The organism is Cytobacillus sp. SAFR-174 (genome assembly GCF_051964675.1).
GTDB lineage: Bacteria > Bacillota > Bacilli > Bacillales > Cytobacillaceae > Cytobacillus.
In genome coordinates this window covers 60,055-84,636 of record NZ_JBQCMZ010000018.1, presented here as the reverse complement: position 1 = coordinate 84,636, position 24,582 = coordinate 60,055, and the positions used below count along the sequence as shown (strand labels likewise).

Here is a 24,582-nt window from a genome sequence, read left to right as displayed (position 1 = left end):
TGAAGTGGATTTCATAAAAGAGTGGGTAACCAACATCATATTATTTGTTCTGCTTGCCACTGTCATAGATATGCTCCTCCCCAGCTCCAAGCTTCAGAAATATACAAAAATGGTGACAGGGCTGCTATTAATAGCGATTATTCTTACTCCGATTTTGAGAATTATATCAAGTGATTTTGAAGAAGCTCTTGTTTCCGTGCCGGTTTTTGAGGCATCCGGAGAAAAAAATATGGAAAATTTAATAGAAATGAAGAAAAAAGAAATACAAGCCTCAAGTGATGCATATATTTTAGAACAAATGGCTGTCCACATGAAACAGGACGCAGAAGAGGAGTTGATGGAACAGTACGGTCTGGAAATTGCTAACATTGATATTTTAGTAGATGAAAGCAGTGATCAAGCCTTCCCGGATAACCTGCAAAAGGTCATGATCCAACTCAAAGCAGAAGATGCAGAAGCTGAAGCTGTAGAAGTGGTTAAAACAGTGGAAATCAATGCCGGGAAACCTCTTCCATCCAGCGGGCCCGAACATGAAGATGCAGAAAGAATTGCTTCTCTTCTCGCACAAAAATGGAATGTAGACGCAAACTCAATCGAAGTTCTGGTAGAAGGGGGGAATATGGATAGGGATGGATAATGAAAAAGGTCCTTTCACATGGTTAAAGAAGATAATTTCCAAGGATGGACAGTCTGATAAGAAGCCCGGAAAATTCCACTATTTGCTGCTTGTTCTCCTATTTGGAGCAGCGATCATGCTGATCAGCAATACGCTGTTTCAAGAAGATGGTTCTACCGGTGATTTGCCCGTTTTTAAAAATGGGGAAGAAGTGAAGCAGGAGGAAGAAGTGCCAGTCTTCGGCCAGCAGAAATCCGGGGGAAATGACACCATCGCCAATTATGAAAAGGCATATGAAGCCCAAATTAAAGAGGCGCTTGATGCAATCGTAGGGGTGGAAGATGCCACTGTTGTGGTGAATGTCGATGCCACAGAGAAGAAAGTCCTTGAAAAAAACAAAACAACGCAAACTCAGAAAACTGATGAAACAGATCGGGAAGGCGGCAAAAGGAAGGTTGAGGATCAGTCACAGGAGGAACAGCTTGTGATTGTCCGAAATGGAGAAAAAGAGGTTCCCATTGTCATAGAAACCAAGAAACCTGAAATAAGGGGAGTGCTGGTTGTGGCAAAAGGGGCTGAAAATATACAAGTGAAAAAGTGGATTATTGAGGCAGTAACCAGAGCTCTGGATGTTCCAAGTCATAGAGTATCCGTAATGCCTAAAAAAACTAAGGGGGAATAATAGATGCTTTTAAAGAAACAAACGGTCTGGCTATTAACAATGCTGAGTTTGGTGGTTGTATTATCGGTTTATTATGTAACATCACCGGAACAAAAAGGCAGTGACCTTGCTGGAATGGAAGAAAAGGCTCAGGGTGAAATGGACTCAGTTGAGAGTGAAGACGGCAAAGCGATCATTACAAACACTGCCAGTGATGAAATGTTTGAAAATCTCCGTCTTCAGCTTGATGACGAGCGCAGCCGCATGAAGGAAGACCTGCAGGAGGTCCTTGGTCAAACTGACCTTCCTGCCGAAGAAAGAATGAAGGCAAAAGATCAAATTGATGAATTAAATGAAATTGCGCAAAAGGAAGCGATGCTTGAAACATTAATCAGAGCGATGGATTATGAAGATGTGCTTGTCCGTGCGGATGGCAAGAAGGTTCAAATTACTGTTAAAGCAAAAGATCACTCAGCTTCAGCTGCAAACAATATCATCCAGGAAGTAAGAAACGAAATTGGAAAACTTGAGGCAGTGGCTGTTGAATTTCAGGTTGAAAAATAAAATTGTAGCGGGAGCCTGCAAAATTTTGCGGGCTTCCCTATTCTATTTATTGACAGTTTGGTAACTATTGTATAAAGAAATGGTATAAAAGCCCTGAATGTGAAGTGATTTTGAATGAAATTCGGTTAAATCCAATGAAACATTTCACAAACATTTAGAAAAATATTAAAATGGAACATAGAACGGATAGAGAAATTATTATCCAGTACATAATAGAATGTTGAAGTTTTATAAGGTCTTATCGTATGATATTAGTATCTAGTCATAATTCAAACCATGCAGGACATTCCAGCCGTATGTTTCTAAATCTTTCAGCAAAATCAGCATACGGATTAAGGGAATTAACATGCAATGAGAAAACAAGGGGTGCAAAAATGTTAAAAGTACAAGAAATCCGTGAACTGATTAAATTGGTAGATCAGTCAAATATTGATGAATTTGTATATGAGCATGAAGGTTCTAAAATTGAAATGAAGAAAAAAGGCAATGAAGCCGCTGTTGTACAGCAAGTTCAGCCTGCAGCTGCCCAAGTGTCAGCGCCTGCTCCACAGCCGGTCCAGCCAGCTGCTGTGAAAGTGGAAGAGCCAAAAGCAGAAGCGCCAGCAGCTGCTCCTGAACCAAAGGCGGAAGCTGCGGAAGATTTACATAAAATTGTCTCACCAATGGTAGGGACATTTTATCAGTCATCCTCACCTGATGCTGATGCATATGTAAAAGCCGGTTCAAAAGTTACGAAGGATTCCATTGTCTGCATTGTAGAAGCAATGAAATTATTTAATGAAATTGAAGCAGAAGTTAATGGTGAAATTGTAGAAGTGCTTGTAAAGGACGGCCAATTAGTAGAATATGGCCAGCCACTATTTTTAGTAAAGCCTGAATAAGGAGCGGTTACAGAATGATAAAAAAACTCTTGATTGCCAACAGAGGAGAAATAGCTGTCCGCATTATCAGGGCAGCCCGCGAAATGGGGATTGAATCTGTTGCTGTCTTTTCAGAAGCTGACAGGGAAGCGCTCCATGTTCAGCTTGCGGATGAGGCATACTGCATTGGTCCTACAGCATCTAAGGACAGCTATTTGAATTTTACAAATATAATAAGTGTCGCCAAGCTTACTGGCTGTGATGCGATTCATCCAGGTTATGGATTCCTTGCAGAGAATGCGGACTTTGCCGAACTGTGCAGAGAATGCAATATTATTTTTGTAGGACCTACACCTGAAGCCATCAGCAAAATGGGCACAAAGGATATTGCAAGGGAAACGATGAAGGAAGCAGGAGTTCCGATTGTTCCGGGCTCTAATGGAATCATTAAGGATGCTGAAGACGCTATCCAGCTGGCAGAAAAGATTGAATATCCGGTCATTATTAAAGCGACTGCGGGCGGAGGCGGTAAAGGAATCCGCGTAGCGCGCAATGAGCAGGAACTTATTAAAGGAATTACAATAACACAGCAGGAAGCACTTACAGCATTCGGGAATCCTGGCGTTTACATCGAAAAATATATCGAGGACTTCCGTCATGTGGAGATCCAGGTTCTTGCAGACAATTACGGGAACACCGTCCATCTCGGGGAAAGGGATTGTTCCATCCAAAGGCGTCTGCAAAAGCTGCTTGAGGAAACGCCTTCACCTGCACTTGACGGTGAAACACGCGAAGAGATGGGAAATGCTGCTGTAAAAGCTGCAAAAGCGGTTGATTATACAGGCGCTGGCACGATAGAATTTATATACGATTATAAAAATCGCAAGTTTTATTTCATGGAAATGAACACGCGTATTCAGGTGGAGCATCCTGTTACAGAGATGGTAACGGGGGTCGATTTAATCAAGGAGCAAATTAAGGTTGCTTCAGGAGAAAAGCTTAACTTCACACAAAGTGATGTGACATTTAACGGCTGGTCAATCGAATGCAGAATTAATGCGGAAAACCCGGAGAAGAATTTTATGCCATCAGCAGGAAGGATTAATATGTATCTGCCTCCTGGCGGGCTTGGTGTCCGAGTCGACTCTGCTGCCTACCCGGGCTATATGATTCCTCCATATTACGATTCAATGATTGCAAAAGTGATCACTTATGGCAATACTAGAGAAGAAGCTATTTCCAGAATGAAAAGGGCATTAAGTGAATTTGTAGTGGAAGGGGTTCATACAACAATCCCGTTCCATCTCAAACTCTTAAGCCATGAAAATTTTGTGGAAGGGCAGTTTAATACGAAATTTCTTGAATTGCATGATGTAATGAATTCTTAAAAACTTGTGGAGGTGCTAAAATGAACGAAAATAACATTCTCGAAATGAGCCCTGAAAATTCAGGCCTGGGCAAGGTGGAAATTGCACCGGAAGTTATTGAGGTTATTGCCGGCATTGCTGCTTCAGAAGTAGAAGGTGTTGCGCAAATGCGCGGGAACTTCGCTACAGGAGTGGTGGAACGGCTTGGTAAAAAGAACCACGGCAAAGGTGTTAAAGTTGAATTAACAGAAGAAGGCATTAAAGTCGATGTTTATTGTCTGATGAGATTCGGCGTATCCATCCCAAGCGTTGCCCAAAAAATCCAGGACAACATTCGTCAGGCCCTGTTGAATATGACAGCCCTGGACGCCCAGGAAGTAAACATTCACGTGGTAGGAATTATGTTTGAAAACCAAAAGCATGAAGTTGAATACGAACAGGAAATGTAACATTACACATCAAGCCAAAGACATCAGACCCGTCTTTGGCTTTTCTTATGGTTCATTCTCTTCATCATTCACTCCCTAAAACGTTATAAAGGCGTTTGTAAAGGGGAAATTAATATTATAAGTTTTCTTGCATTTGTTTCTGACCAAACATAATGCTCTTGTTGTAGTGCGAAGATTCCTTACTTATGCTATTATCTTCTTATGCAATTTTTGGACGTGCAAATGCTCAAAAATGAAAATTACTATGCTAGCCATAAAGGAGTTTTATAAAGATGAAGAGAAGAACAGCCAGAGAAAAAGCATTGCAGGCTTTATTTCAAATTGATGTAAGCGGAACAGAACCAGAGACCGCCATCGAACATGTTTTAGAGGGCGAAAAGAACGATGAATATCTAAGCAACCTTGTATCAGGTGTGCTGGAGCATAAAGAAATAATTGATAATGAAATCAAAGGGTTTCTTGAAAAATGGACGCTGGAGAGGCTTGCCACAGTAGACCGCAATCTTCTGCGCTTATCTGTTTTTGAGCTGCTGTATTTAACAGAGGAAGTGCCAGCCAATGTGGTGCTCGATGAAGCAATTGAGATTGCCAAACTATACGGCGATGATCAGTCAAGCAAGTTTATTAATGGTGTTTTATCAAAGGTAAAAGAAAAACTTTAAAAAACTTACACTGGATATGCTGGCACTTTCTAGATGCAAGCAAGCCGGCAGTCCTTATCAAAGGCGCTTTCGAGTTTCTGATAGGGGGATACAAATGGCTGCAGAATTAATAGATGGAAAAGAAATTGCAAGAAAGAAACAGGATCGTATCGATGCTGAAGTGCAAAAGCTGAAGGCGGAAGGAGTCACGCCGGGATTGGCTGTTATTTTAACGGGGGATAATCAGGCATCCAGAACCTATGTGAACAACAAGCAGAAAACCTGCAATAAGCTGGGCATGTATTCTATGCTTATTGAACTTCCTGAAAGCGTCAGTGAACAAGAGCTTATCAGAAGAATCACTGAGTTAAACAAAAGTGATGAAATTCATGGAATCCTCGTTCAGCTGCCGCTCCCAAGCCATATTAATGAAAAAGCCATCATTGAGACCATATCTCCTGAGAAAGATGTGGATGGATTTCATCCCATAAATATCGGCAGAATGATGACAGCTCAGGATGCCTATATCCCATGTACTCCTGCAGGGATCATTGAAATGCTCGAAAGCATCGGGGCAGACATTGCCGGAAAGCATGTAGTGGTTATTGGCAGAAGCAACATCGTAGGTAAGCCTGCAGGACAGCTGTTTCTTAATAAAGATGCAACTGTTACTTACTGTCACTCGAAAACAGCTAATCTAAAGGAATATACAAAGCGGGCAGACATTCTGGTGGCAGCAGCAGGTAAAGCCAATTTAATTACGGAGGACCATGTTAAACATGGTGCAATCGTGATTGATGTGGGCATGAATCGAAATGCGGAAGGAAAGCTTTGCGGTGATGTTGATTTCGAGACAGTTAAGCACATAGCAGGGTACATTACTCCTGTTCCGGGCGGAGTGGGGCCGATGACCATAACCATGTTAATGCATAACACATTAAAGGCAGCAAAGTATTCTATAAGCAAAATCTAAAATTCATGACCGCCATAGATGCAAAATCTGTCCATTTCCATTATCCTGTACTTAGGAATCCTGTCATGCAGGCTGAATGGAAGGGCAGTTTTTTTGCGTTATTGCTTTGCAGAAGGTGTCAAATTGACTTCTGCATAAAGGAGATTGTTATGAAGGAACAGCAGTATCTGACAGTTTACGCACTGACCAAATACATAAAAAGAAAATTTGACGCCGACCCTCATTTGCAAAATATTTTGGTTAAGGGAGAAATCTCAAACTTTAAACAGCACTCAAGCGGCCACATGTATTTCACTTTGAAGGATGAGAAAGCCAGAATTTTAGCCGTAATGTTTGCAGGAAATGCGAGATCCATGAAATTCAGGCCGGAGAACGGCATGAAAGTATTAGTTCGCGGAGCGATTTCCATTTATGAATCCAGCGGGCAATATCAAATGTATGTACAGGAAATGCAGCCTGACGGGGTTGGTGAGCTCTATCTGGCATACGAGCAGCTTAAAGAGAAACTGGAGAAAGAAGGATACTTTTCGTCTGCACATAAAAAAAATATCCCTCGTTATCCACGTACAGTTGCTGTTATCACATCCCCTACAGGTGCTGCAATCAGAGATATTTTGACAACGCTCAAAAGGCGCTATCCTATCGCGAACATACTTATATACCCTGCGCTTGTCCAGGGTAACCAGGCAGCTCCATCCATTGTGAAAGCGATAAAGGAAGCAAATGCCTCCAGGGAAGCGGATGTCTTAATTATCGGCAGGGGCGGAGGCTCCATTGAAGAGCTTTGGGCCTTTAATGAAGAAGCTGTGGCAAGGGCCATATTTAAGTCGGAAATACCTGTAATTTCAGCTGTCGGCCATGAAACAGATTTTACAATAGCGGATTTTGTTGCAGATTTAAGGGCTCCTACCCCAACGGGAGCTGCTGAATTGGCAGTCCCGCATATTGATGATTTGTCAGAAAGGCTTTTTAACAGGCAATCAAGGCTGATAAGAGCGATGAAGGAACAAATTGCACTGCAAAATGAACGGCTTCTAAGGGTACAGAAATCCTATGCTTTCAGATACCCCCAAAAATTGTATGAACAAAAACTGGAACAGCTCGACAAAGTCACCGAACAGCTGCTGCGGGGATCAAAGAGGCTGCATGATTTAAAGCAGGAACAGGCTGATATCCTGCAAAAAAGGCTGGTTCGGAGTCATCCCGGTCAGCTGAAGGATCAGGCAAAAGAAAAACATGATCGGCTGCATAAGCTTTTAAACAAAACAATGGCAAATACCCTGGCTGCAAAGGAAAAGGATTTTGCGAGGGTTATTTCAACCCTTGAGGCGCTCAGTCCTCTCAAAATCATGGATAGAGGCTATAGCCTTGCTTATACAGAAAAGGAATCCCTGGTAAAGACTGTGTCTCAGGTTAAAGTGGATGATATGTTAAAATTGAAGGTATCTGATGGAACTATTGAATGCCGGGTAACGGATATTGAGGAGTGAATGGCATGGCGGATGAAAAGCAACTTTCATTTGAGCAAGCGATGGAAGAACTTGAAGTGATTGTGGAAAAGCTTGAAGAGGGCGATGTTCCTCTTGAGGAGGCTATCAATATTTATAAAAAGGGCATGGAGCTTTCAAAATTATGCCATGACAAGCTTAAAAATGTGGAATCACAGCTTACGGAAATACTGACGGAAGATGGCCGAAAAACGAACTTCGCCATTCCGGAGGAGGAATAGTCTTGCAGCAGCAATCCTTAAGTTCTTTCTCTGAATTGCATAAGCGAAAACTGGAAATTCATTTAAAGGAATATGTACATAAATTGAATGCTCCACCTGAAATCAAGGAAGCGATGAATTATTCACTTGAAGCGGGAGGAAAGCGGATCAGGCCGATGCTGTTATTTGCCACATTAGCTGCTTTTGGCGAAGATACGGCAAAAGGATTATGGACTGCGGCGGCAATCGAAATGATCCATACCTATTCGCTCATTCACGATGACCTGCCAAGTATGGATAATGACGATTTAAGAAGAGGTAAACCGACTAACCATAAAGTATATGGAGAAGCTTTTGCCATCCTGGCAGGCGATGCCTTGCTCACATACAGCTTCCAAACCATTGCGGAAACCCCGGCCGAATTTGCTTCCGCCGAAACCAGGCTGTCTTTAATTAAAGTGCTTTCAAAAGCTGCAGGTGCTGAAGGGATGGTTGGAGGCCAGGCAGCAGACATTAAAGGAGAGGGCAAACAGCTGGACTTAGAGGACCTAGAGTATATCCATGTTCATAAGACCGGCAAATTGCTGGAATGCAGTGTGGTTTCAGGTGCTATTTTGGCAAATGCCAATGAAGAGACGATTCAGGCACTATCCCATTTTGCCTATCATCTGGGACTGGCTTTTCAAATCAGGGATGATATTCTCGACCTTGAAGGGACAGAAGAGATAATCGGGAAGCCTGTTGGCAGTGATGAATCAAAAAATAAAAGCACCTATCCAGCTCTTCTTACTATGAATGGCGCGAAAGAGGCGCTCGAATACCATATCAGATCTGCAAAAGAGAAACTGAAGGAAACAGGCCTTCAAACAGAGCTGCTCGAAGAAATAACAGATCTAATTGCAAACAGGGATCACTAATTTCTTGATTACATACTCATAATCGCAAAGTTCAGGGTACAAAAATGAATGAAGAAACGTTGGTCTTGCCGCTGTACTATTTGTACCAGCGGCATTTGCTGTTTAATAAAATGATGGTCTTTATTGTATATATTTTGGTATGATAGGAATTGCTGCCTGGAGTCTCTCTCAAGAAAGACTGGCCGGAGTGATAGACTGTTTAAAATGAAAAGCATTTGGAAAATCTCCTGTAATAAGGTAATCTTAAGATATTATCTTTTAGACAGGCTGGACGCCGTAATAAACAGGCTTGGATTTGTTATAAACATGATTGCCAAAATATACGTAAAAAAACGGACGAATAAGAAACGAAAGTGAGTGGTCCGCTGTATGGATCTGTTATCAATTAAAGACCCTTCCTTTTTAAAAGGGCTCTCGAATAAAGAATTGGAAAGTCTCAGTCAGGATATCCGTACTTTCCTGATTGAAAAGCTATCAGGCACAGGGGGACATATTGGCCCTAATCTTGGTGTTGTTGAGCTGACTGTTGCATTGCATAAATGTTTTGACAGTCCGAAGGATAAAATTATCTGGGATGTCGGACATCAGTCATACGTCCACAAAATCCTTACAGGCCGTGCGTGCCAATTCGATACTCTTAGACAATATAAAGGTCTTTGCGGCTTTCCCAAAATGATTGAAAGTGAGCATGATGTATGGGAAACAGGGCATAGCTCTACTTCTTTATCTGCCGCGATGGGAATGGCCATTGCAAGAGACTTGAAAAAAGAGAGCAATTATGTCATTCCCGTTATTGGGGATGGTGCCTTAACAGGCGGAATGGCTTTAGAAGCCTTAAATCATATCGGCCATGAAAAAAAAGATATGATTGTCATATTAAATGATAATGAAATGTCGATTGCTCCTAATGTAGGTGCCCTGCACAATGTTCTTGGAAGGTTAAGGACTGCAGGCAAATATAATTGGGTTAAAGATGAACTTGAATATTTATTAAAAAAGGTTCCGGCAGTCGGCGGCAAATTGGCCTCAACTGCCGAAAGACTGAAAGACAGCCTAAAGTATTTGTTTGTTTCAGGCATGTTCTTCGAGGAATTAGGCTTTACCTATTTGGGGCCTGTCGATGGGCATAATTATGAAGCTTTATTTGAGAACCTTGCGTATGCCAAGAAAACAGAAGGTCCGGTGCTTCTCCATGTTATAACGAAAAAAGGGAAAGGCTATCACCCTGCAGAAAACGACAGGATCGGCACTTGGCACGGTACAGGCCCTTATAAAATGGAAACAGGGGACTTTGTGAAACCTGCAGCTGCGCCGCCTCCTGCATGGAGCAAGCTTGTGTCAGAAACCGTCAGGGAACTTGCGAGAGAAGATGAAAGAATTGTTGCAATCACTCCAGCAATGCCTGTTGGTTCCAAGCTTGAAGGTTTTGCAAGTGAATTTCCGGATCGGATGTATGATGTGGGTATTGCTGAACAGCATGCAGCAACAGTAGCTGCTGGCCTGGCAACGCAAAACATGAAGCCGTTCCTTGCGATTTATTCTACTTTCCTGCAGCGTGCTTATGATCAGGTCGTACACGATATTGCACGCCAGAACTTGAATGTATTTATTGGAATCGACCGGGCAGGACTTGTTGGTGCAGATGGAGAAACGCATCAGGGTGTATTCGATATCGCATTTTTAAGGCATTTGCCGAATATGGTTTTGATGATGCCAAAGGATGAAAATGAAGGCCAGCATATGGTGAAAACAGCCATTGAATATAACGATGGCCCAATCGCCATGCGGTTCCCGCGCGGAAATGGCATCGGGGTGCCGATGGACACAGAACTTAAAGCTATTCCAATTGGAACATGGGAAGTTCTGCGCGATGGCAGCGACGGAGCAATTTTAACCTTTGGGACAACCATTCCAATGGCATTGAAGGCAGCTCAGCTCCTGGAAAAACAAGGGCATTCCATTAAAGTCATTAATGCAAGGTTTATTAAGCCATTTGATGAAAAGATGCTGCATGAATTGTTCGCAGCGAATATGCCTATTCTTACTATAGAAGAAGCTGTCCTGCAGGGGGGCTTTGGAAGTGCAGTACTTGAATATGCACATGAGCATGGCTTCCATCATTCCGAAATAGACCGAATGGGAATACCTGATACATTTATTGAGCATGGCAGTGTAAATGAACTATTGGAAGAAATCGGGATGACTGTAGAAGATGTTGTGCAAAGAATGGGAAAAATGGCTAGAAAAAAACAAAAAAGGGCTTAAAAAATGAAAACAAAGAAAGAACGATTAGACGTTTTATTAGTTGAAAGAGGTCTTGCTGAAACGAGAGAAAAAGCGAAAAGGGCCGTTATGGCCGGTTTGGTGTTCAGCAATGAAAGCAGGCTGGATAAGCCGGGTGAGAAGGTTAGTGCAGATATTCCGCTGACAATCAAGGGAAAGGTTATGCCCTATGTCAGCCGCGGAGGCTTAAAGCTTGAGAAAGCTCTGAAGGTTTTTGAATTAGAAATCCAAGGCAAGATCCTCCTTGACATTGGATCCTCAACTGGCGGCTTCACTGATTGTGCTCTGCAGAATGGCGCCAAAATGTCCTATGCTTTGGATGTCGGATATAATCAGCTTGCCTGGAAATTAAGGCAGGATGAACGGGTTGTTGTCATGGAAAGGACGAATTTCCGGTATGTAACTCCAGCAGACCTTTCGGCCGGTATGCCTGATTTTGCTTCCATTGATGTTTCGTTCATCTCTCTAAAGCTTATATTGCCTGTATTAAAAACGCTGCTGGTTCCTGGCAGTGACACAGTGGCTTTAGTGAAACCGCAATTTGAAGCCGGACGGGAGCAGGTTGGAAAAAAAGGAATTGTCAGAGATCCTAAAATACACGAAGCCGTCCTTGATAAAATTATTGAATTTGCTTTGGGTCTTGGCTATGATGTCAAAGACGTTTCTTATTCACCGATTACCGGCGGAGATGGCAACATAGAGTTTCTTCTCCATCTGTATTGGTCAGGCAGCAAAGAAGAAGGAGAAAATCTCCTTAAAGCTCAGACTGATAAGATTGTAAAAGAAGCCCACGCCGAATTGAAAACGAAGCAGGTTAAAGAAGAGGAATAGGCTGATGCCTGTTCCTTTTTTTAAAGGACTTTGTCGAGTAAGGACGAATTATAATAAATATATACGGGAAAATTGTACTTTATTGAGAAAATCAGCTAACATTATAGTACAAAACACTATAAATTAATTTTTTCTGCCTGCTGTCAAGCGGCTGATTATAGAGGTGAAAAAATGAATAAAGGGCAAAGACATATTAAGATACGCGAAATAATTACCAATAACGATATCGAAACACAGGATGACCTGGTGGATGAATTGAAAAACGCAGGATTTAATGTTACCCAGGCGACAGTTTCAAGAGATATTAAAGAGCTTCACCTGGTAAAAGTTCCTTTAATGGACGGAAGATATAAATACAGTCTTCCAGCGGATCAGCGTTTCAATCCGCTGCAAAAGCTTAAAAGAAATTTAATGGATGCCTTTGTCAGAGTGGATACTGCAGGACATCTCCTTGTAATGAAGACTCTTCCAGGCAATGCCATGGCTATAGGCGCACTTATAGATAACCTTGACTGGGAAGAGATTTTGGGGACAATCTGCGGGGATGACACATGCCTGATCATATGTAAAACCCCTGAAGACACAGAAGCCATTTCAAACCGTTTTCTTGAAATGCTGTAGATAATTTTCAATTTCAGAGCGTCTGTCCTCCTCGAGGTGCCGTGGTGGCAAAGCGCTTCTGCTTTTTTCTAATGAGGTGATAAGCTTGTTAAATGAAATAACGATACGAAATTTTGCTATAATCGAAGCCCTTTCTGTCTCATTTGAAAAGGGCTTAACTGTTTTAACTGGTGAAACAGGGGCAGGAAAATCCATTATTATTGATGCCATTCACTTACTGGCTGGAGGCAGGGGATCTGCAGAGTTTGTCCGGCATGGTGAAGATAAGGCTGAGTTAGAGGGGCTTTTTATCCTGGATGATCATAAGCACCCTTGCTATAAACGAGCTGCAGAATTTGGGATAGAGATTGAAGATGGGATGATTGTTCTACGCAGAGATATATCAAAGACAGGAAAAAGCATTTGCAGAGTGAACGGAAAGCTGGTCACTATTTCTGCTTTGAGGGAAATTGGAAGTTCACTTATTGATATACACGGTCAGCACGAACATCAGGAATTAATGAATGAAACCTTGCATCTTCCTCTTCTCGATCAGTTTGGAGGAACGAAGATTTCTGCTTCCCTTTCTGAATATCAGGATATCTACAGATTATATGAAAGCACTTTGAAAAAGCTTAAGAATTTAAGTGAGAATGAACAGCAAATGGCACACCGGCTTGATTTAATCCAATTTCAGCTTGATGAAATCCAGTCGGCACAGCTGAAATTGAATGAAGATGAGGATCTGATTGAAGAAAAGAGAAAGCTATCCAACTTTGAACGTATTTTTGATTCAGTTCAGTCTGGCTATAATGCTCTTCAAGGAGAGCAAAAAGGGCTCGATTGGATTGGGATGGTTATGGGGTATATGAATGATGCCGCGGAATTGGACCCATCGTATAAAGAAATAGCAGAAAATGTGGCAAACAGCTTCTATTTGCTTGAAGATGCGGCCAGTTCCCTGCGCAATGAAATGGACTTTATGGAATATGATCCGCAGAGGCTGAATGAAATCGAAAACAGACTGAATGAAATAAATGGGCTAAAAAGAAAATATGGAAAAACGGTAGATGAAGTGCTGGAATACGCAGCAAAAATAGAAGAAGAAATTGAAACCCTGCAAAATAAAGAAACCCATATTGATAAGCTGCAAAAAGAAGTTGCTGCCCTGAAAAAAGACCTTATGGTTGAAGGGGAAGAGCTGAGCAAGCTGCGGAGAAAATCTGCCCTAAAGCTTACAAAGTTAATTCATAAAGAGCTTAAGGAATTATACATGGAAAAAACAGTTTTTGAGGTAAGGTTCTTTTCTGATCCCGAAGTTCTTCTGAAAAATGGCATTGACAGAGCGGAATTCTATATTTCCACCAATCCGGGAGAACCGCTCAAGCCTCTGTCCAAGATTGCATCGGGAGGGGAATTATCCCGAATCATGCTTGCCTTAAAGAGTATCTTCTCAAAACATCAGGGTGTTACAAGTATTATCTTCGATGAAGTGGACACAGGCGTGAGCGGAAGAGTGGCTCAAGCCATAGCGGAAAAGATTCATCATGTTTCCGTGGATTCCCAGGTGCTTTGCATCTCTCACCTGCCACAGGTTGCAGCGATTGCAGATACTCATTTATTTATTGCTAAAAACACGAATGAAGGGCGGACCAAAACTACAGTGAAGCCTCTGAATGAAGAAGAGAAGATAAAAGAAATCAGCCGTATGATTTCTGGAGTGGAAATTACCGATTTGACAAAAGAGCATGCAAAAGAGCTGCTGCATATGGCTAAACAGCTGAAATAATTATGATCCAATATCCGGTGTGTGCCCTTAAGCTGCGCAGCGATATCTAATACCTTGAAAAGCTATCCAAAGCAGGATAGCTTTTTTTATGTTACTGGCAGTTATAAATGCCATCGATGCAGGCAAAATTAAAGATGTAGCCATTTGACGTGGATGGACTAGAAGCGAGGAGAGTGAAAAATTTGACATATGATGTTTTGCGCAAAATAATTGGTGGAATTCTCCTTGTTTCATTAATTGCTTTAGGTTTTTCCAAGCCTGTTCAGGAATATTTGCAAATACCTGCAAATATTACCCTTTTTGAAGGGCAGCAGCTTGATCTTGCAAAGGCAGAAGCAGTGTCAGCCGGGCTGTCCATAGATAATACAAGTATTGCACTTAAAGAAGATAACCATTCGATTTCGCTTTCAGCAAAAGAGAATGGAAAAAATGAAATGCTTCTCGAACTGGCAGGTTTTCCGATAAAGAAGGTTGATGTTCATGTCTTAAAAGATTTTAAAGTAATTCCAGGAGGCCAATCAATCGGGGTTAAACTAAATACAGTAGGTGTGTTAGTAGTGGGGCACCATCAGGTTAATACGGCTGAAGGAAAAGCTTCGCCAGGCGAAACGGCCGGGATTAAAATCGGAGATATCATTACAGAAATCAATGGCAAGAAAATTGAAAAGATGTCAGATGTTGCTCCTTTTGTTCAAGAAGCAGGCAAAAGCGGCAACCCGCTCCAAATCATTGTCAGCCGTGAAAGCGGGAAGGTGAAAACGGAGCTGACTCCTCTTAAAGAAAACGGAGAAGAAACCTATAAGCTTGGTTTATATATACGTGACTCAGCAGCAGGCATTGGGACGATGACTTTCTATCACCCGGAATCGAAAAAGTATGGAGCCCTCGGACATGTTATTTCCGATATGGATACGAAAAAACCCATTGTTGTTGAAGACGGCCAAATTGTAAGATCGACTGTTACTTCCATTGAAAAAGGAAGCAATGGCAATCCAGGCGAAAAACTTGCACGATTTTCCTCAGACAAAGAAATAATCGGGAATATTGTCAGGAACAGTCCTTTCGGGATTTTTGGGGAATTAAACCGGGACATGAAAAATGGGATCTTTGACAAACCGATGCCAATAGCACTATCCCACCAGGTAAAAGAGGGGGCTGCTCAAATACTGACTGTAGTGGACAATGATGAAGTACAATTGTTTGATATTGAAATTGTCAGCACGATTCCGCAAAAGTTTCCGGCAACAAAAGGAATGGTCATAAAAGTGACGGATCAGAAGCTTCTCGATAAAACAGGCGGCATTGTCCAGGGGATGAGCGGAAGCCCGATCATTCAGGATGGAAGGATTATTGGAGCGGTAACACACGTATTTGTAAATGACCCTACTTCAGGATATGGTGTTCATATCGAATGGATGCTAAATGAAGCAGGCATCAATATATATGAAAAAGCAGAAGAAAAAGCATCCTAATACGGGGAATGGATCAAAAAAAAGGCGGGGAAATCCCGTCTTTTTGATTTTTTATGTTAAAATGACGATAATTAAAGATTTTTCGACAAGTTTACACGAATTGCAAAGAGTATGGCGAAACTGGTCGAAAACAGAAGAAAACAAAAGAAAAAATGAGATTTCGCTGGTTTTTTAAGAAAATTTCAAAAAAGTAGAGGAATTTTTGTTGCATTGTCGAATTTCTCATTTAGAATAGAACATAGATATCATAAAAAGAGCGTGTTCAAAATGAACATTCATTAAAGAGACCATAATGGGCCGAGGAGGAAAGTAAGTGAAGAAAATAAAAGTTTGTGTTGTGGATGATAATAGGGAACTGGTCGGGCTTTTAGAGGAATATATATCTTCCCAGGAGGATATGGAAGTTTCGGGTGTTGCACATAATGGACAGGATTGCCTCGACATTTTAGAGCAGACACAGCCTGATGTTCTAGTGCTGGATATCATCATGCCTCACTTGGATGGACTTGCTGTACTCGAGAAAATGAGAGAATTAAATTTGAATGCACTGCCTAATGTAATTATGCTTACTGCATTCGGCCAGGAGGATGTCACCAAAAAGGCAGTGGATTTGGGAGCATCTTACTTTATTCTTAAACCATTTGATATGGACAATTTGGCAAGCCATATCCGTCAGGTCAGCGGAAAATCCAGCTCATTTCTCCGCAAACCCGTTCCATCTTACCGTCCCCAGGCAGAAGCGAAGCCAAAGAACCTGGATGCCAGCATTACCAGCATCATTCATGAAATTGGCGTGCCTGCCCATATTAAAGGATACTTATATCTTCGTGAAGCGATTTCAATGGTGTATAATGATATCGAACTTCTCGGTTCCATTACAAAAGTGCTGTACCCTGATATTGCTAAAAAATTCAATACGACTGCAAGCCGGGTTGAACGTGCGATCCGCCATGCGATTGAAGTTGCCTGGAGCCGCGGTAATATAGATTCGATTTCCTCTCTTTTCGGATATACAGTCAGCATGACTAAAGCAAAGCCGACTAACTCCGAGTTTATTGCCATGGTTGCGGATAAACTTCGTCTCGAGCATAAGGCTTCTTGAAAGGGTAAGGACTTATAAAAAATTTTATTTAATTTGCTGCGCTCCTATTGGGGCGTTTTTTATTTTTCCTCATGAAATAAAGCTGAGATAAAAAAAGGTTCAGTTTGAATATTTCAAACTGAACCTTTACTTTATTTGTTTTCTTCTTTCTCAAGCTCCATCATTTTTTGGATCAAGATATGCTGAGGCATGTGCATGAGTTGCTCAAGAGGAAGATTAAGTTTTTCAGCGAGCTTTAGTGCTGTTTCCGGTGATATCTGCAGCGGCTTCACTATTATCCCCCACTAACTTATTTAGATTTAAAACGATCCTGGACTTTGTTTCTTTTTCGGTCACGATAAAGAATAAACCCTGCGATGAAGCCAAGTCCTATAATCAAGAAAAGGAAACCTGACACAAATTGAAGCCATAAATATGGAAATGGGCTTTGCAGGATGCCAAAGACCATATCTCTCATTAATTTTATCCCATACACAGCCAATATGCCCGGCAGGAGTAAAATTAATAAAGCAATTAGTCTTATCATAAAAAAATTCCCTTCAAATCAAGTTGCCTACCGAAATCATAAATCATTAAAGAAATTTGTCAAGTGCTTCTGCTATGCTAAAATAAAACATGAAGAATATTGCAGAAATTTTTATTAAATATGCAAGAATTTTCAATGAAAGCAGGTATGACTATGCAAACAGTGATGATTGTCGGTGCAGGAAAAGGCGGTACCGCCATCCTAAAAATAATAAAAGAAACGGCAGTTTTGGATGTAAAAGCCATGGTGGATATCGACCCTGATGCCGAAGGACTTCTGCTTGCCAAAGAAAGCGGCATCCCAACCGGCGCTGATTGGCGACAGTTCATGGAACAAGATATTGACATCATTATTGAAGTTACCGGGCAGGAGCAAGTGTTCATTGACATTAGGGAAGCCAGAAGCAAAAATACAGTTCTAATACCTGGAAGTGTAGCTTTTTTAATCGCGAAATTACTTGAGGAAAAGGAAGAGCTGATTTCGAAATTCAGAAATGAAACATATAAGCATGACTTGATTTTTAATTCGACCGATGACGGAATGATTGTAATAAATAACCAAACTGAAATTATAGTCTTTAATCGCAGTGCGGAGAGAATGACAGGAATAAATAGGAAAGATGCTCTAGGGAAGAAAATTAATGAAATCATTACCGACAGCATGCTTCCCAGAGTTATGTCAACAAGGAGAATTGAAGCGAATCAGGAAATGACTTTGGCTAATGGTCTCAAAATTATTACGACAAGAATACCTATGCTCGGTGAAAATAACGAATTAATGGGTGCTTTTGCCGTTTTTAAGGATATTACAGAAGTGGTTTCACTTGCGGAAGAAATAACGAATTTGAAAGACATACAGACGATGCTTCAGGCAATTATTCAATCAAGTGAGGAAGCCATCTCCGTTGTTGATGAAAATGGGAAAGGGATTTTGATCAATCCGGCTTACTCCAGGCTTACAGGTCTGGAGGAGGAAAAAGTAATCGGAAAGCCTGCTACAGCAGATATATCAGAAGGTGAAAGCGTTCATATGAAGGTCCTTCAAACGCGAAGAGCGATGAGAGGTGTGGCCATGAGGGTCGGACCAAAGAGAAAGGATGTAATTGTAAACGTTGCCCCTGTTATTGTTGATGGGAAATTAAAAGGGAGTGTTGGTGTTATTCACGACGTTTCGGAAATTCAAAATCTGAACCGTGAATTAAACCGGGCCAGACAGATTATTCGCACACTGGAAGCGAAATATTCATTCGAGGATATCATTGGAACATCTGAAGAGATGACCATTGCAATTGAACAGGCAAGACTTGGAGCTAAAACTCCTGCCACAGTATTGCTGAGAGGAGAGTCCGGGACAGGTAAAGAGCTTTTCGCTCACGCTATACACAATGCAAGCGACCGAAAATATAACAAGTTTATCAGGGTGAATTGTGCCGCTTTATCAGAATCTCTTTTGGAAAGTGAATTATTCGGTTATGAAGAGGGGGCATTCTCGGGTGCAAAAAGAGGCGGCAAAAGAGGTTTATTTGAAGAAGCTGATAAAGGCAGTATTTTTCTGGATGAAATTGGCGAGCTGACAGCTAACACTCAGGCGAAGCTGCTCAGGGTTCTTCAAGAACATGAAATTACAAGAGTGGGAGGGACCAAGCCTATTTCAATTGATGTCCGGATTATAGCCGCGACCAATGTCAATTTAGAAAAAGGAATTGCAGAAGGGACCTTTAGGGAAGACTTATACTACAGGCTGAATAGAATGCCCATACATATTCCTTCCTTAAGGCGCAGGAAGGAGGATATTCCTTTGCTGTGCAGCAGACTTATTCAAAAGATTAACCAGGAATATGGGCGGAATGTAGAAGGTGTGACAGAACAAGCTGTTGATAAGCTGATGGCCTATAATTGGCCGGGGAATGTGAGGGAACTTGATAATATCCTGGGCAGAGCCATCATTTTTATGAACTACAACGAAACGCAAATAGAAGAACGGCATATTCCCGACCTGGGTGCCAATAATCCGTCACCCAATATTGAAGTAAGTGAAGAAGTTCAGAATAAATCATTAACTCAAATGGTTGAGCAGTATGAGGCAAGGGTGATCAGGCAAACTCTTCAAAAGCTGGATGGAAATAAAACTAAGACAGCTAAAATGCTTGGACTCTCAGTCAGGAATCTATACTATAAATTGGAGAAATACGAAATTGCAAAACCTGGCATGCAATAAATTTCACATTGTGCAATAAATTGCACGCTTTAGTTTGATGAATAAAGCGTTTTCACGGTTTTTAAAGTTGGCACACTTCTTGCAAGTATAATAAACGGAAGAACATCAGGAAAATGGCGTCGATCATTTTAAGTTTCCTGAACCTAAGACGCCTGCGCTTTTCATGTAAGGGGGTTGAACAGATGACATTGGATTCGCTTCTAACGAAAGCAACCCAATATGGTGAGAAAACCGTTGCTGTAGCTGCAGCGGAAGACGAAGAAGTTCTCGAAGCAGTTGCTGAAGCAATTAAGCTGAACTTAGCAAGCTTTTTATTGTTCGGGGACGAAGGGAAAATCCGCAAAATTCTGAACGAGAAGCATAGCGAAGCAGCAGAAAGCCCTAAAGTTGAAATCGTTCATACAGAATCGGCTGCGCATGCAGCGGAATTGTCTGTAAGGGCTGTGAAGGAACAGAAGGCCAATGTGCTGATGAAGGGGAATATCCCGACGGCAGGCATTTTAAAAGCTGTCTTAAATAAAGAATTTGGCTTAAGAACAGGAAATGTGTTATCACATGTGGCTGTTTTTGAGGTCCCAGGTTTTGAACGGTTTACAATCGTAACGGATGCAGCTATGAATATTGCACCTGATCTTAATCAAAAAGCACAAATATTGAAAAATGCAGTCCATATTGCAAGAAGCATAGGGATTGAAAATCCTCTTGCAGCTCCGATTGCTGCAGTAGAGGCGGTTAATCCTGCTATGCAGGCTACTTTGGATGCTGCAGCATTAACTCTTATGAACCAAAGGGGGCAGATAAAAGATTGTATAGTCGATGGTCCTCTGGCTCTGGACAATGCTATTTCTTTTGAAGCAGCTGAACATAAGGGAATCAAAAGCAAAGTTGCCGGACAGGCAGATATTTTATTGGTGCCGACTATAGAAGTTGGGAATGCTTTATATAAATCACTTGTCTATTTTGCAAAAGCAAAAGTAGGAGCCGTTATCGCAGGGGCGAAAGCGCCAATCGTTCTTACTTCAAGGGCTGATTCGGCTGAAAGCAAGGTTTATTCATTGGCATTAGCGATATGCTCAGCAAAGTAATTCGCTGATATTCAGCATTTAAATAAAAAAGTTTAATCAAACGAACATAAATTTTTTCATAATCCGGGGAGGAAATAGAACATGGAAATCTTCAAATACTTAGAAACTTACGATTACGAACAAGTGGTGTTTTGCCAGGACAAACAATCAGGCTTAAAAGCCATTATTGCTATTCATGACACTACTTTAGGTCCTGCGCTTGGCGGTACACGCATGTGGACTTATGAATCTGAAGAGGCAGCTATTGAGGATGCTTTGCGCCTTGCACGCGGCATGACTTATAAGAATGCTGCAGCAGGCTTAAACCTTGGGGGCGGCAAAACAGTTATTATCGGCGATCCGCGCAAAGACAAAAACGAAGAGATGTTCCGTGCTTTCGGACGTTACATCCAAGGATTAAATGGACGCTATATTACTGCAGAGGACGTAGGCACTACTGTAGCTGATATGGATCTGATCCATGAGGAAACAGATTATGTAACAGGTATTTCACCTGCCTTCGGTTCTTCAGGCAACCCTTCACCAGTTACAGCTTATGGCGTATACAGAGGAATGAAGGCAGCAGCAAAGGCTGCATTCGGAACTGACTCTCTAGAAGGCAAAACAATTGCCGTTCAGGGTGTTGGAAACGTAGCGTTCAATCTTTGCCGTCATCTGCATGAAGAAGGTGCACAGCTAATTGTAACAGATATTAATAAAGAAGCAGTTCAGCGTGCGGTTGAAGAGTTCGGTGCCAAAGCGGTTGAACCAAATGAAATTTATGGTGTTGAATGTGATATTTATGCACCATGTGCTTTAGGTGCAACAGTTAATGATGATACAATTCCGCAGCTGAAAGCAAAAGTAATTGCTGGAGCCGCCAACAATCAGCTTAAAGAAACCCGCCATGGTGATTTAATCCATGAGATGGGCATTGTTTATGCACCTGATTATGTAATTAATGCAGGCGGAGTTATCAATGTTGCAGATGAGCTGTACGGTTACAACCGTGAACGTGCAATGAAAAAAGTTGAAACTGTATACAACAATATTGAAAAAGTTATTGATATTGCTAAAAGGGATGGAATTCCGACATATAAAGCGGCTGACCGCATGGTTGAGGAAAGAATTGAAAGAATGCGTAATTCACGCGGACAATTCCTCCAAAACGGCCATCATATCCTGAGCCGCAGATAGGTTTTAGGAGAAAGAGGAATTTAGTCTGTCTTTCCTGAAATGCAGAGCGCTGAATTATGAATTCAGCGTCTTTGCCTTTAAAAGCAGAGTAGAAAAAAATGCAGCGGCAGATAAAGTACCCTGAGTAAGAGTATGCTTTTACAAGGGAGATTTCCGCTCTTTATGGAGGTTTAAACGTGCTAGAACAAGAACATCGAATTCTCGTCATCAATCCGGGATCCACTTCAACTAAGATTGGAGTTTTCGATAATGAGATCTCTGTCCTGGAGAAGACATTACGCCATGATGCAGATGTCATTAACTCTTATGAAAGTATTATCGATCAGTATGAATTCCGCAAGCAGACCATTTTAGAGACGCTGGATCATGAAGGAATCAATATTTCCAAATTAAGTGCAGTGTGCGGCCGGGGCGGGCTGCTTCGTCCAATTGAAGGAGGCACATATTCTGTTAATGATGCAATGCTTGGTGATCTTCGTGCCGGTTTTGCTGGTCAGCATGCTTCTAACCTTGGCGGAATCCTGGCATATGAGATTGCTTCGGGTTTAAATATTCCATCGTTCATTGTTGATCCGGTTGTGGTTGATGAACTGGACCCAATTGCCCGTATTTCAGGCTTTTCAATGATAGAAAGAAAAAGTATTTTCCATGCTTTGAATCAGAAAGCTGTTGCCAGGAGAGTGGCCAAAGAGCTCGGCAAAAAGTATGAGGAGCTTAACCTGATCGTCACACATATGGGCGGAGGTATTACTGTTGGCGCTCATAAAAAAGGCAGAGTAGTGGATGTCAATAACGGACTTCATGGAGACGGGCCGTTCAGTCCGGAACGGGCAGGTACAGTACCTGCCGGTGATCTGGTGGGACTTTGCTACTCAGGCAGCTTTTATCGTGAAGAAGTGATGAAGAAACTTGTTGGACAAGGCGGTCTCGTTGGTTACCTGGGAACAAATGATGCCGTAAAGGTTGAAAAGATGATTGAAAACGGAGATGAGAAAGCAAAGCTTGTCTACTCCGCAATGGCTTATCAGGTGGCTAAGGAGATTGGTTCTGCCAGTGCAGTGCTTGGCGGAAAGGTTGATGCCATAATCCTTACGGGCGGTCTTGCCTATGGCAAGGGCTTTGTAAAAGAAATCAGTGAGCGGATTAATTGGATAGCAGATGTCATCGTCCAGCCTGGTGAAAATGAGCTTCAGGCACTGGCGGAAGGTGCACTTCGCGTCCTGCGCGGTGAAGAGACTGAAAAAGAATATCCCGGAAAAACAGCTGGGAAAGCAGCATTGAAATAGAAGGGGGAAGCAACTTGGCACAGGAATATGATTTGGTGATTTTAGGCGGAGGCACAGGCGGTTATGTAGCAGCCATCCGTGCTTCACAGCTTGGTTTAAAAACGGCAATCGTTGAAAAAGGAAAACTTGGAGGGACTTGCCTTCATAAAGGCTGCATACCAAGCAAGGCGTTATTAAGAAGTGCTGAAGTGTTTGCAACTGCAAAGCACAGTGAAGATTTTGGCGTAATCACAAGTGATGTATCAATCAATTTTGGTAAGGTACAGGAACGAAAAAACAAAATCGTTGATCAGCTTCATAAAGGTGTTCAGCATTTGATGAAGCAAGGCAAGATTGATGTTTTTGAAGGCACAGGCCGAATTCTTGGACCTTCTATTTTCTCTCCAATGCCAGGGACAATTTCTGTTGAAATGAACAATGGGGACGAAAATGAAATGCTGATCCCTAAAAATGTTATTGTAGCAACTGGATCTCGCCCCCGCACCCTTCCAGGATTGGACATTGATGGAAAACTGGTCATGACTTCGGATGAAGCTTTAGCTTTGGAAGAAGTGCCAAGCTCCATTATCATTGTTGGCGGCGGAGTCATCGGCATCGAATGGGCATCCATGTTATCAGACTTTGGTGCTGATGTAACAGTAATTGAATATGCTGACCGCATTATTCCTACAGAAGACAAAGAAATTTCAAAAGAAATGCAGCGCCTTATGAAGAAAAAAGGAGTCAAAATTGTTACTGGAGCAAAGGTTCTTCCTGAAACCCTTCAGAAAGGTGAAGGAGTAACGATTTCAGCTGAAGTAAAAGGTTCCCAAAAGGAATTTACCGCTGAGAAATTGCTTGTTTCAGTGGGCCGTCAGGCAAATACAGAAGGCATTGGCATTGAAAATACGGATATTCAAATTGAAAAAGGATTTATTGCCGCAAATGAATACTTCCAGACAAAGGAATCTCATATCTATGCGATTGGCGATGTCATTGGCGGACTTCAGCTGGCACATGTTGCTTCTCATGAGGGAATTGTTGCAGTGGAGCATATTGCAGGCCAGAATCCTTCTCCAATTGACTACAGCCTGGTTTCTAAATGCATTTACAGTTCACCGGAAGCAGCAAGTGTAGGATTAACAGAGGATGAAGCAAAGGAAAAAGGCCATAATGTGAAAACTGGCAAATTCTCATTCCGTGCAATCGGAAAGGCGCTTGTATTTGGTGAATCCGACGGGTTTGTAAAAATTGTGGCAGATCAAGATTCCGATGATATTCTTGGTGTCCATATGATCGGCCCTCACGTAACAGATATGATTTCAGAAGCAGGCCTTGCACGCGTTCTTGATGCAACTCCATGGGAAGTAGCACATACTATCCACCCGCATCCGACGCTATCTGAAGCAATAGGTGAAGCTGCCCTTGCTGTAGATGGGAAAGCAATCCACGGATAAAGATTCGATTAAATAAAATAAGT

Annotated in this window: 24 protein-coding genes; 22 read left to right on the top strand and 2 right to left on the bottom strand. The window is 41.9% G+C overall.

The features are described 5' to 3' along the window. Positions 1-4: 4 nt before the first annotated feature. The 17 genes from spoIIIAF (at position 5) to spo0A (ending at position 16,833) form a co-directional block, all read left to right on the top strand. Positions 5-637, top strand: coding sequence for a stage III sporulation protein AF (gene spoIIIAF / locus ACTHRG_RS17620; protein ID WP_048008238.1), 633 nt, complete (start codon positions 5-7; stop codon positions 635-637). Further along, entirely contained in the window at positions 630-1,298 is a 669-nt protein-coding gene (gene spoIIIAG, locus ACTHRG_RS17615) for a stage III sporulation protein AG (protein ID WP_048008237.1), read from the top strand. The genes spoIIIAF and spoIIIAG overlap by 8 nt, the downstream gene beginning before the upstream one ends. A 3-nt stretch (positions 1,299-1,301) precedes the next feature. Further along, positions 1,302-1,841: a SpoIIIAH-like family protein gene (locus tag ACTHRG_RS17610; RefSeq protein WP_076258081.1), complete on the top strand. Its 540-nt coding sequence runs from the start codon at positions 1,302-1,304 to the stop codon at positions 1,839-1,841. A 374-nt stretch (positions 1,842-2,215) separates the two neighbouring features. Beyond that, complete coding sequence (gene accB, locus ACTHRG_RS17605; RefSeq protein WP_076258159.1) at positions 2,216-2,722, top strand: acetyl-CoA carboxylase biotin carboxyl carrier protein; 507 nt, start codon at positions 2,216-2,218, stop codon at positions 2,720-2,722. Positions 2,723-2,736: 14 nt separating this feature from the next. Then, complete coding sequence (accC, locus tag ACTHRG_RS17600) at positions 2,737-4,089, top strand: acetyl-CoA carboxylase biotin carboxylase subunit (protein ID WP_048008234.1); 1,353 nt, start codon at positions 2,737-2,739, stop codon at positions 4,087-4,089. 20 nt (positions 4,090-4,109) lie between these two features. Then, a complete protein-coding gene (locus ACTHRG_RS17595; protein ID WP_076258082.1) occupies positions 4,110-4,517 on the top strand; it encodes an Asp23/Gls24 family envelope stress response protein in 408 nt (135 codons plus the stop codon). A 272-nt stretch (positions 4,518-4,789) separates the two neighbouring features. Beyond that, on the top strand, positions 4,790-5,179 hold the full coding sequence (gene nusB, locus ACTHRG_RS17590; protein ID WP_076258083.1) for a transcription antitermination factor NusB: 390 nt from the start codon (positions 4,790-4,792) through the stop codon (positions 5,177-5,179). Positions 5,180-5,273: 94 nt separating this feature from the next. Continuing rightward, a complete protein-coding gene (gene folD / locus ACTHRG_RS17585; RefSeq protein WP_076258084.1) occupies positions 5,274-6,131 on the top strand; it encodes a bifunctional methylenetetrahydrofolate dehydrogenase/methenyltetrahydrofolate cyclohydrolase FolD in 858 nt (285 codons plus the stop codon). A gap of 149 nt (positions 6,132-6,280) precedes the next feature. After that, positions 6,281-7,621, top strand: coding sequence for an exodeoxyribonuclease VII large subunit (xseA, locus tag ACTHRG_RS17580; protein WP_076258085.1), 1,341 nt, complete (start codon positions 6,281-6,283; stop codon positions 7,619-7,621). A 5-nt stretch (positions 7,622-7,626) separates the two neighbouring features. Continuing rightward, on the top strand, positions 7,627-7,860 hold the full coding sequence (gene xseB, locus ACTHRG_RS17575) for an exodeoxyribonuclease VII small subunit (protein WP_048008230.1): 234 nt from the start codon (positions 7,627-7,629) through the stop codon (positions 7,858-7,860). A 2-nt stretch (positions 7,861-7,862) separates the two neighbouring features. Then, positions 7,863-8,756 carry a polyprenyl synthetase family protein gene (locus tag ACTHRG_RS17570; RefSeq protein ID WP_076258086.1) on the top strand — a complete coding sequence of 298 codons (894 nt, stop codon included), beginning with the start codon at positions 7,863-7,865 and terminating at the stop codon, positions 8,754-8,756. A 369-nt stretch (positions 8,757-9,125) separates the two neighbouring features. Further along, positions 9,126-11,021: a 1-deoxy-D-xylulose-5-phosphate synthase gene (dxs, locus tag ACTHRG_RS17565; protein ID WP_440231688.1), complete on the top strand. Its 1,896-nt coding sequence runs from the start codon at positions 9,126-9,128 to the stop codon at positions 11,019-11,021. 3 nt (positions 11,022-11,024) lie between these two features. Beyond that, positions 11,025-11,870 (top strand): TlyA family RNA methyltransferase, encoded by an 846-nt coding sequence (locus ACTHRG_RS17560; protein WP_440231687.1) that lies wholly within the window; start codon positions 11,025-11,027, stop codon positions 11,868-11,870. Positions 11,871-12,041: 171 nt separating this feature from the next. After that, entirely contained in the window at positions 12,042-12,491 is a 450-nt protein-coding gene (gene ahrC / locus ACTHRG_RS17555; RefSeq protein WP_009332889.1) for a transcriptional regulator AhrC/ArgR, read from the top strand. A gap of 85 nt (positions 12,492-12,576) precedes the next feature. Continuing rightward, entirely contained in the window at positions 12,577-14,259 is a 1,683-nt protein-coding gene (gene recN / locus ACTHRG_RS17550) for a DNA repair protein RecN (RefSeq protein WP_076258090.1), read from the top strand. A gap of 182 nt (positions 14,260-14,441) precedes the next feature. Next, positions 14,442-15,731 (top strand): SpoIVB peptidase, encoded by a 1,290-nt coding sequence (gene spoIVB / locus ACTHRG_RS17545; RefSeq protein WP_076258091.1) that lies wholly within the window; start codon positions 14,442-14,444, stop codon positions 15,729-15,731. Positions 15,732-16,044: 313 nt separating this feature from the next. Further along, on the top strand, positions 16,045-16,833 hold the full coding sequence (spo0A, locus tag ACTHRG_RS17540) for a sporulation transcription factor Spo0A (RefSeq protein ID WP_076258092.1): 789 nt from the start codon (positions 16,045-16,047) through the stop codon (positions 16,831-16,833). Positions 16,834-16,964: 131 nt separating this feature from the next. Here the strand turns inward: spo0A and ACTHRG_RS17535 are convergent, their stop codons facing one another. Both ACTHRG_RS17535 and ACTHRG_RS17530 read right to left on the bottom strand, forming a co-directional pair. Next, positions 16,965-17,105 (bottom strand): YycC family protein, encoded by a 141-nt coding sequence (locus ACTHRG_RS17535; protein WP_076258093.1) that lies wholly within the window; start codon positions 17,103-17,105, stop codon positions 16,965-16,967. A gap of 17 nt (positions 17,106-17,122) precedes the next feature. Beyond that, positions 17,123-17,359, bottom strand: a complete 237-nt coding sequence (locus ACTHRG_RS17530; RefSeq protein WP_048008222.1) for a DUF2627 domain-containing protein — start codon at positions 17,357-17,359, stop codon at positions 17,123-17,125. Between the two features lie 153 nt (positions 17,360-17,512). Between ACTHRG_RS17530 and ACTHRG_RS17525 the strand changes: the two genes are divergently transcribed. The 5 genes from ACTHRG_RS17525 (at position 17,513) to lpdA (ending at position 24,559) form a co-directional block, all read left to right on the top strand. After that, a complete protein-coding gene (locus ACTHRG_RS17525) occupies positions 17,513-19,576 on the top strand; it encodes a sigma-54 interaction domain-containing protein (protein ID WP_076258094.1) in 2,064 nt (687 codons plus the stop codon). A 182-nt stretch (positions 19,577-19,758) separates the two neighbouring features. Beyond that, on the top strand, positions 19,759-20,661 hold the full coding sequence (gene yqiS / locus ACTHRG_RS17520) for a phosphate butyryltransferase (RefSeq protein WP_335689474.1): 903 nt from the start codon (positions 19,759-19,761) through the stop codon (positions 20,659-20,661). 81 nt (positions 20,662-20,742) lie between these two features. Next, entirely contained in the window at positions 20,743-21,837 is a 1,095-nt protein-coding gene (gene bcd, locus ACTHRG_RS17515; RefSeq protein WP_048008219.1) for a branched-chain amino acid dehydrogenase, read from the top strand. A 176-nt stretch (positions 21,838-22,013) separates the two neighbouring features. Further along, the gene (gene buk / locus ACTHRG_RS17510; protein ID WP_048008218.1) at positions 22,014-23,123 is read left to right on the top strand and encodes a butyrate kinase; all 1,110 of its coding nucleotides are present in this window, start codon (positions 22,014-22,016) and stop codon (positions 23,121-23,123) included. A 14-nt stretch (positions 23,124-23,137) separates the two neighbouring features. Then, the gene (gene lpdA / locus ACTHRG_RS17505; protein WP_076258096.1) at positions 23,138-24,559 is read left to right on the top strand and encodes a dihydrolipoyl dehydrogenase; all 1,422 of its coding nucleotides are present in this window, start codon (positions 23,138-23,140) and stop codon (positions 24,557-24,559) included. The last annotated feature ends 23 nt before the right edge of the window (positions 24,560-24,582 follow it).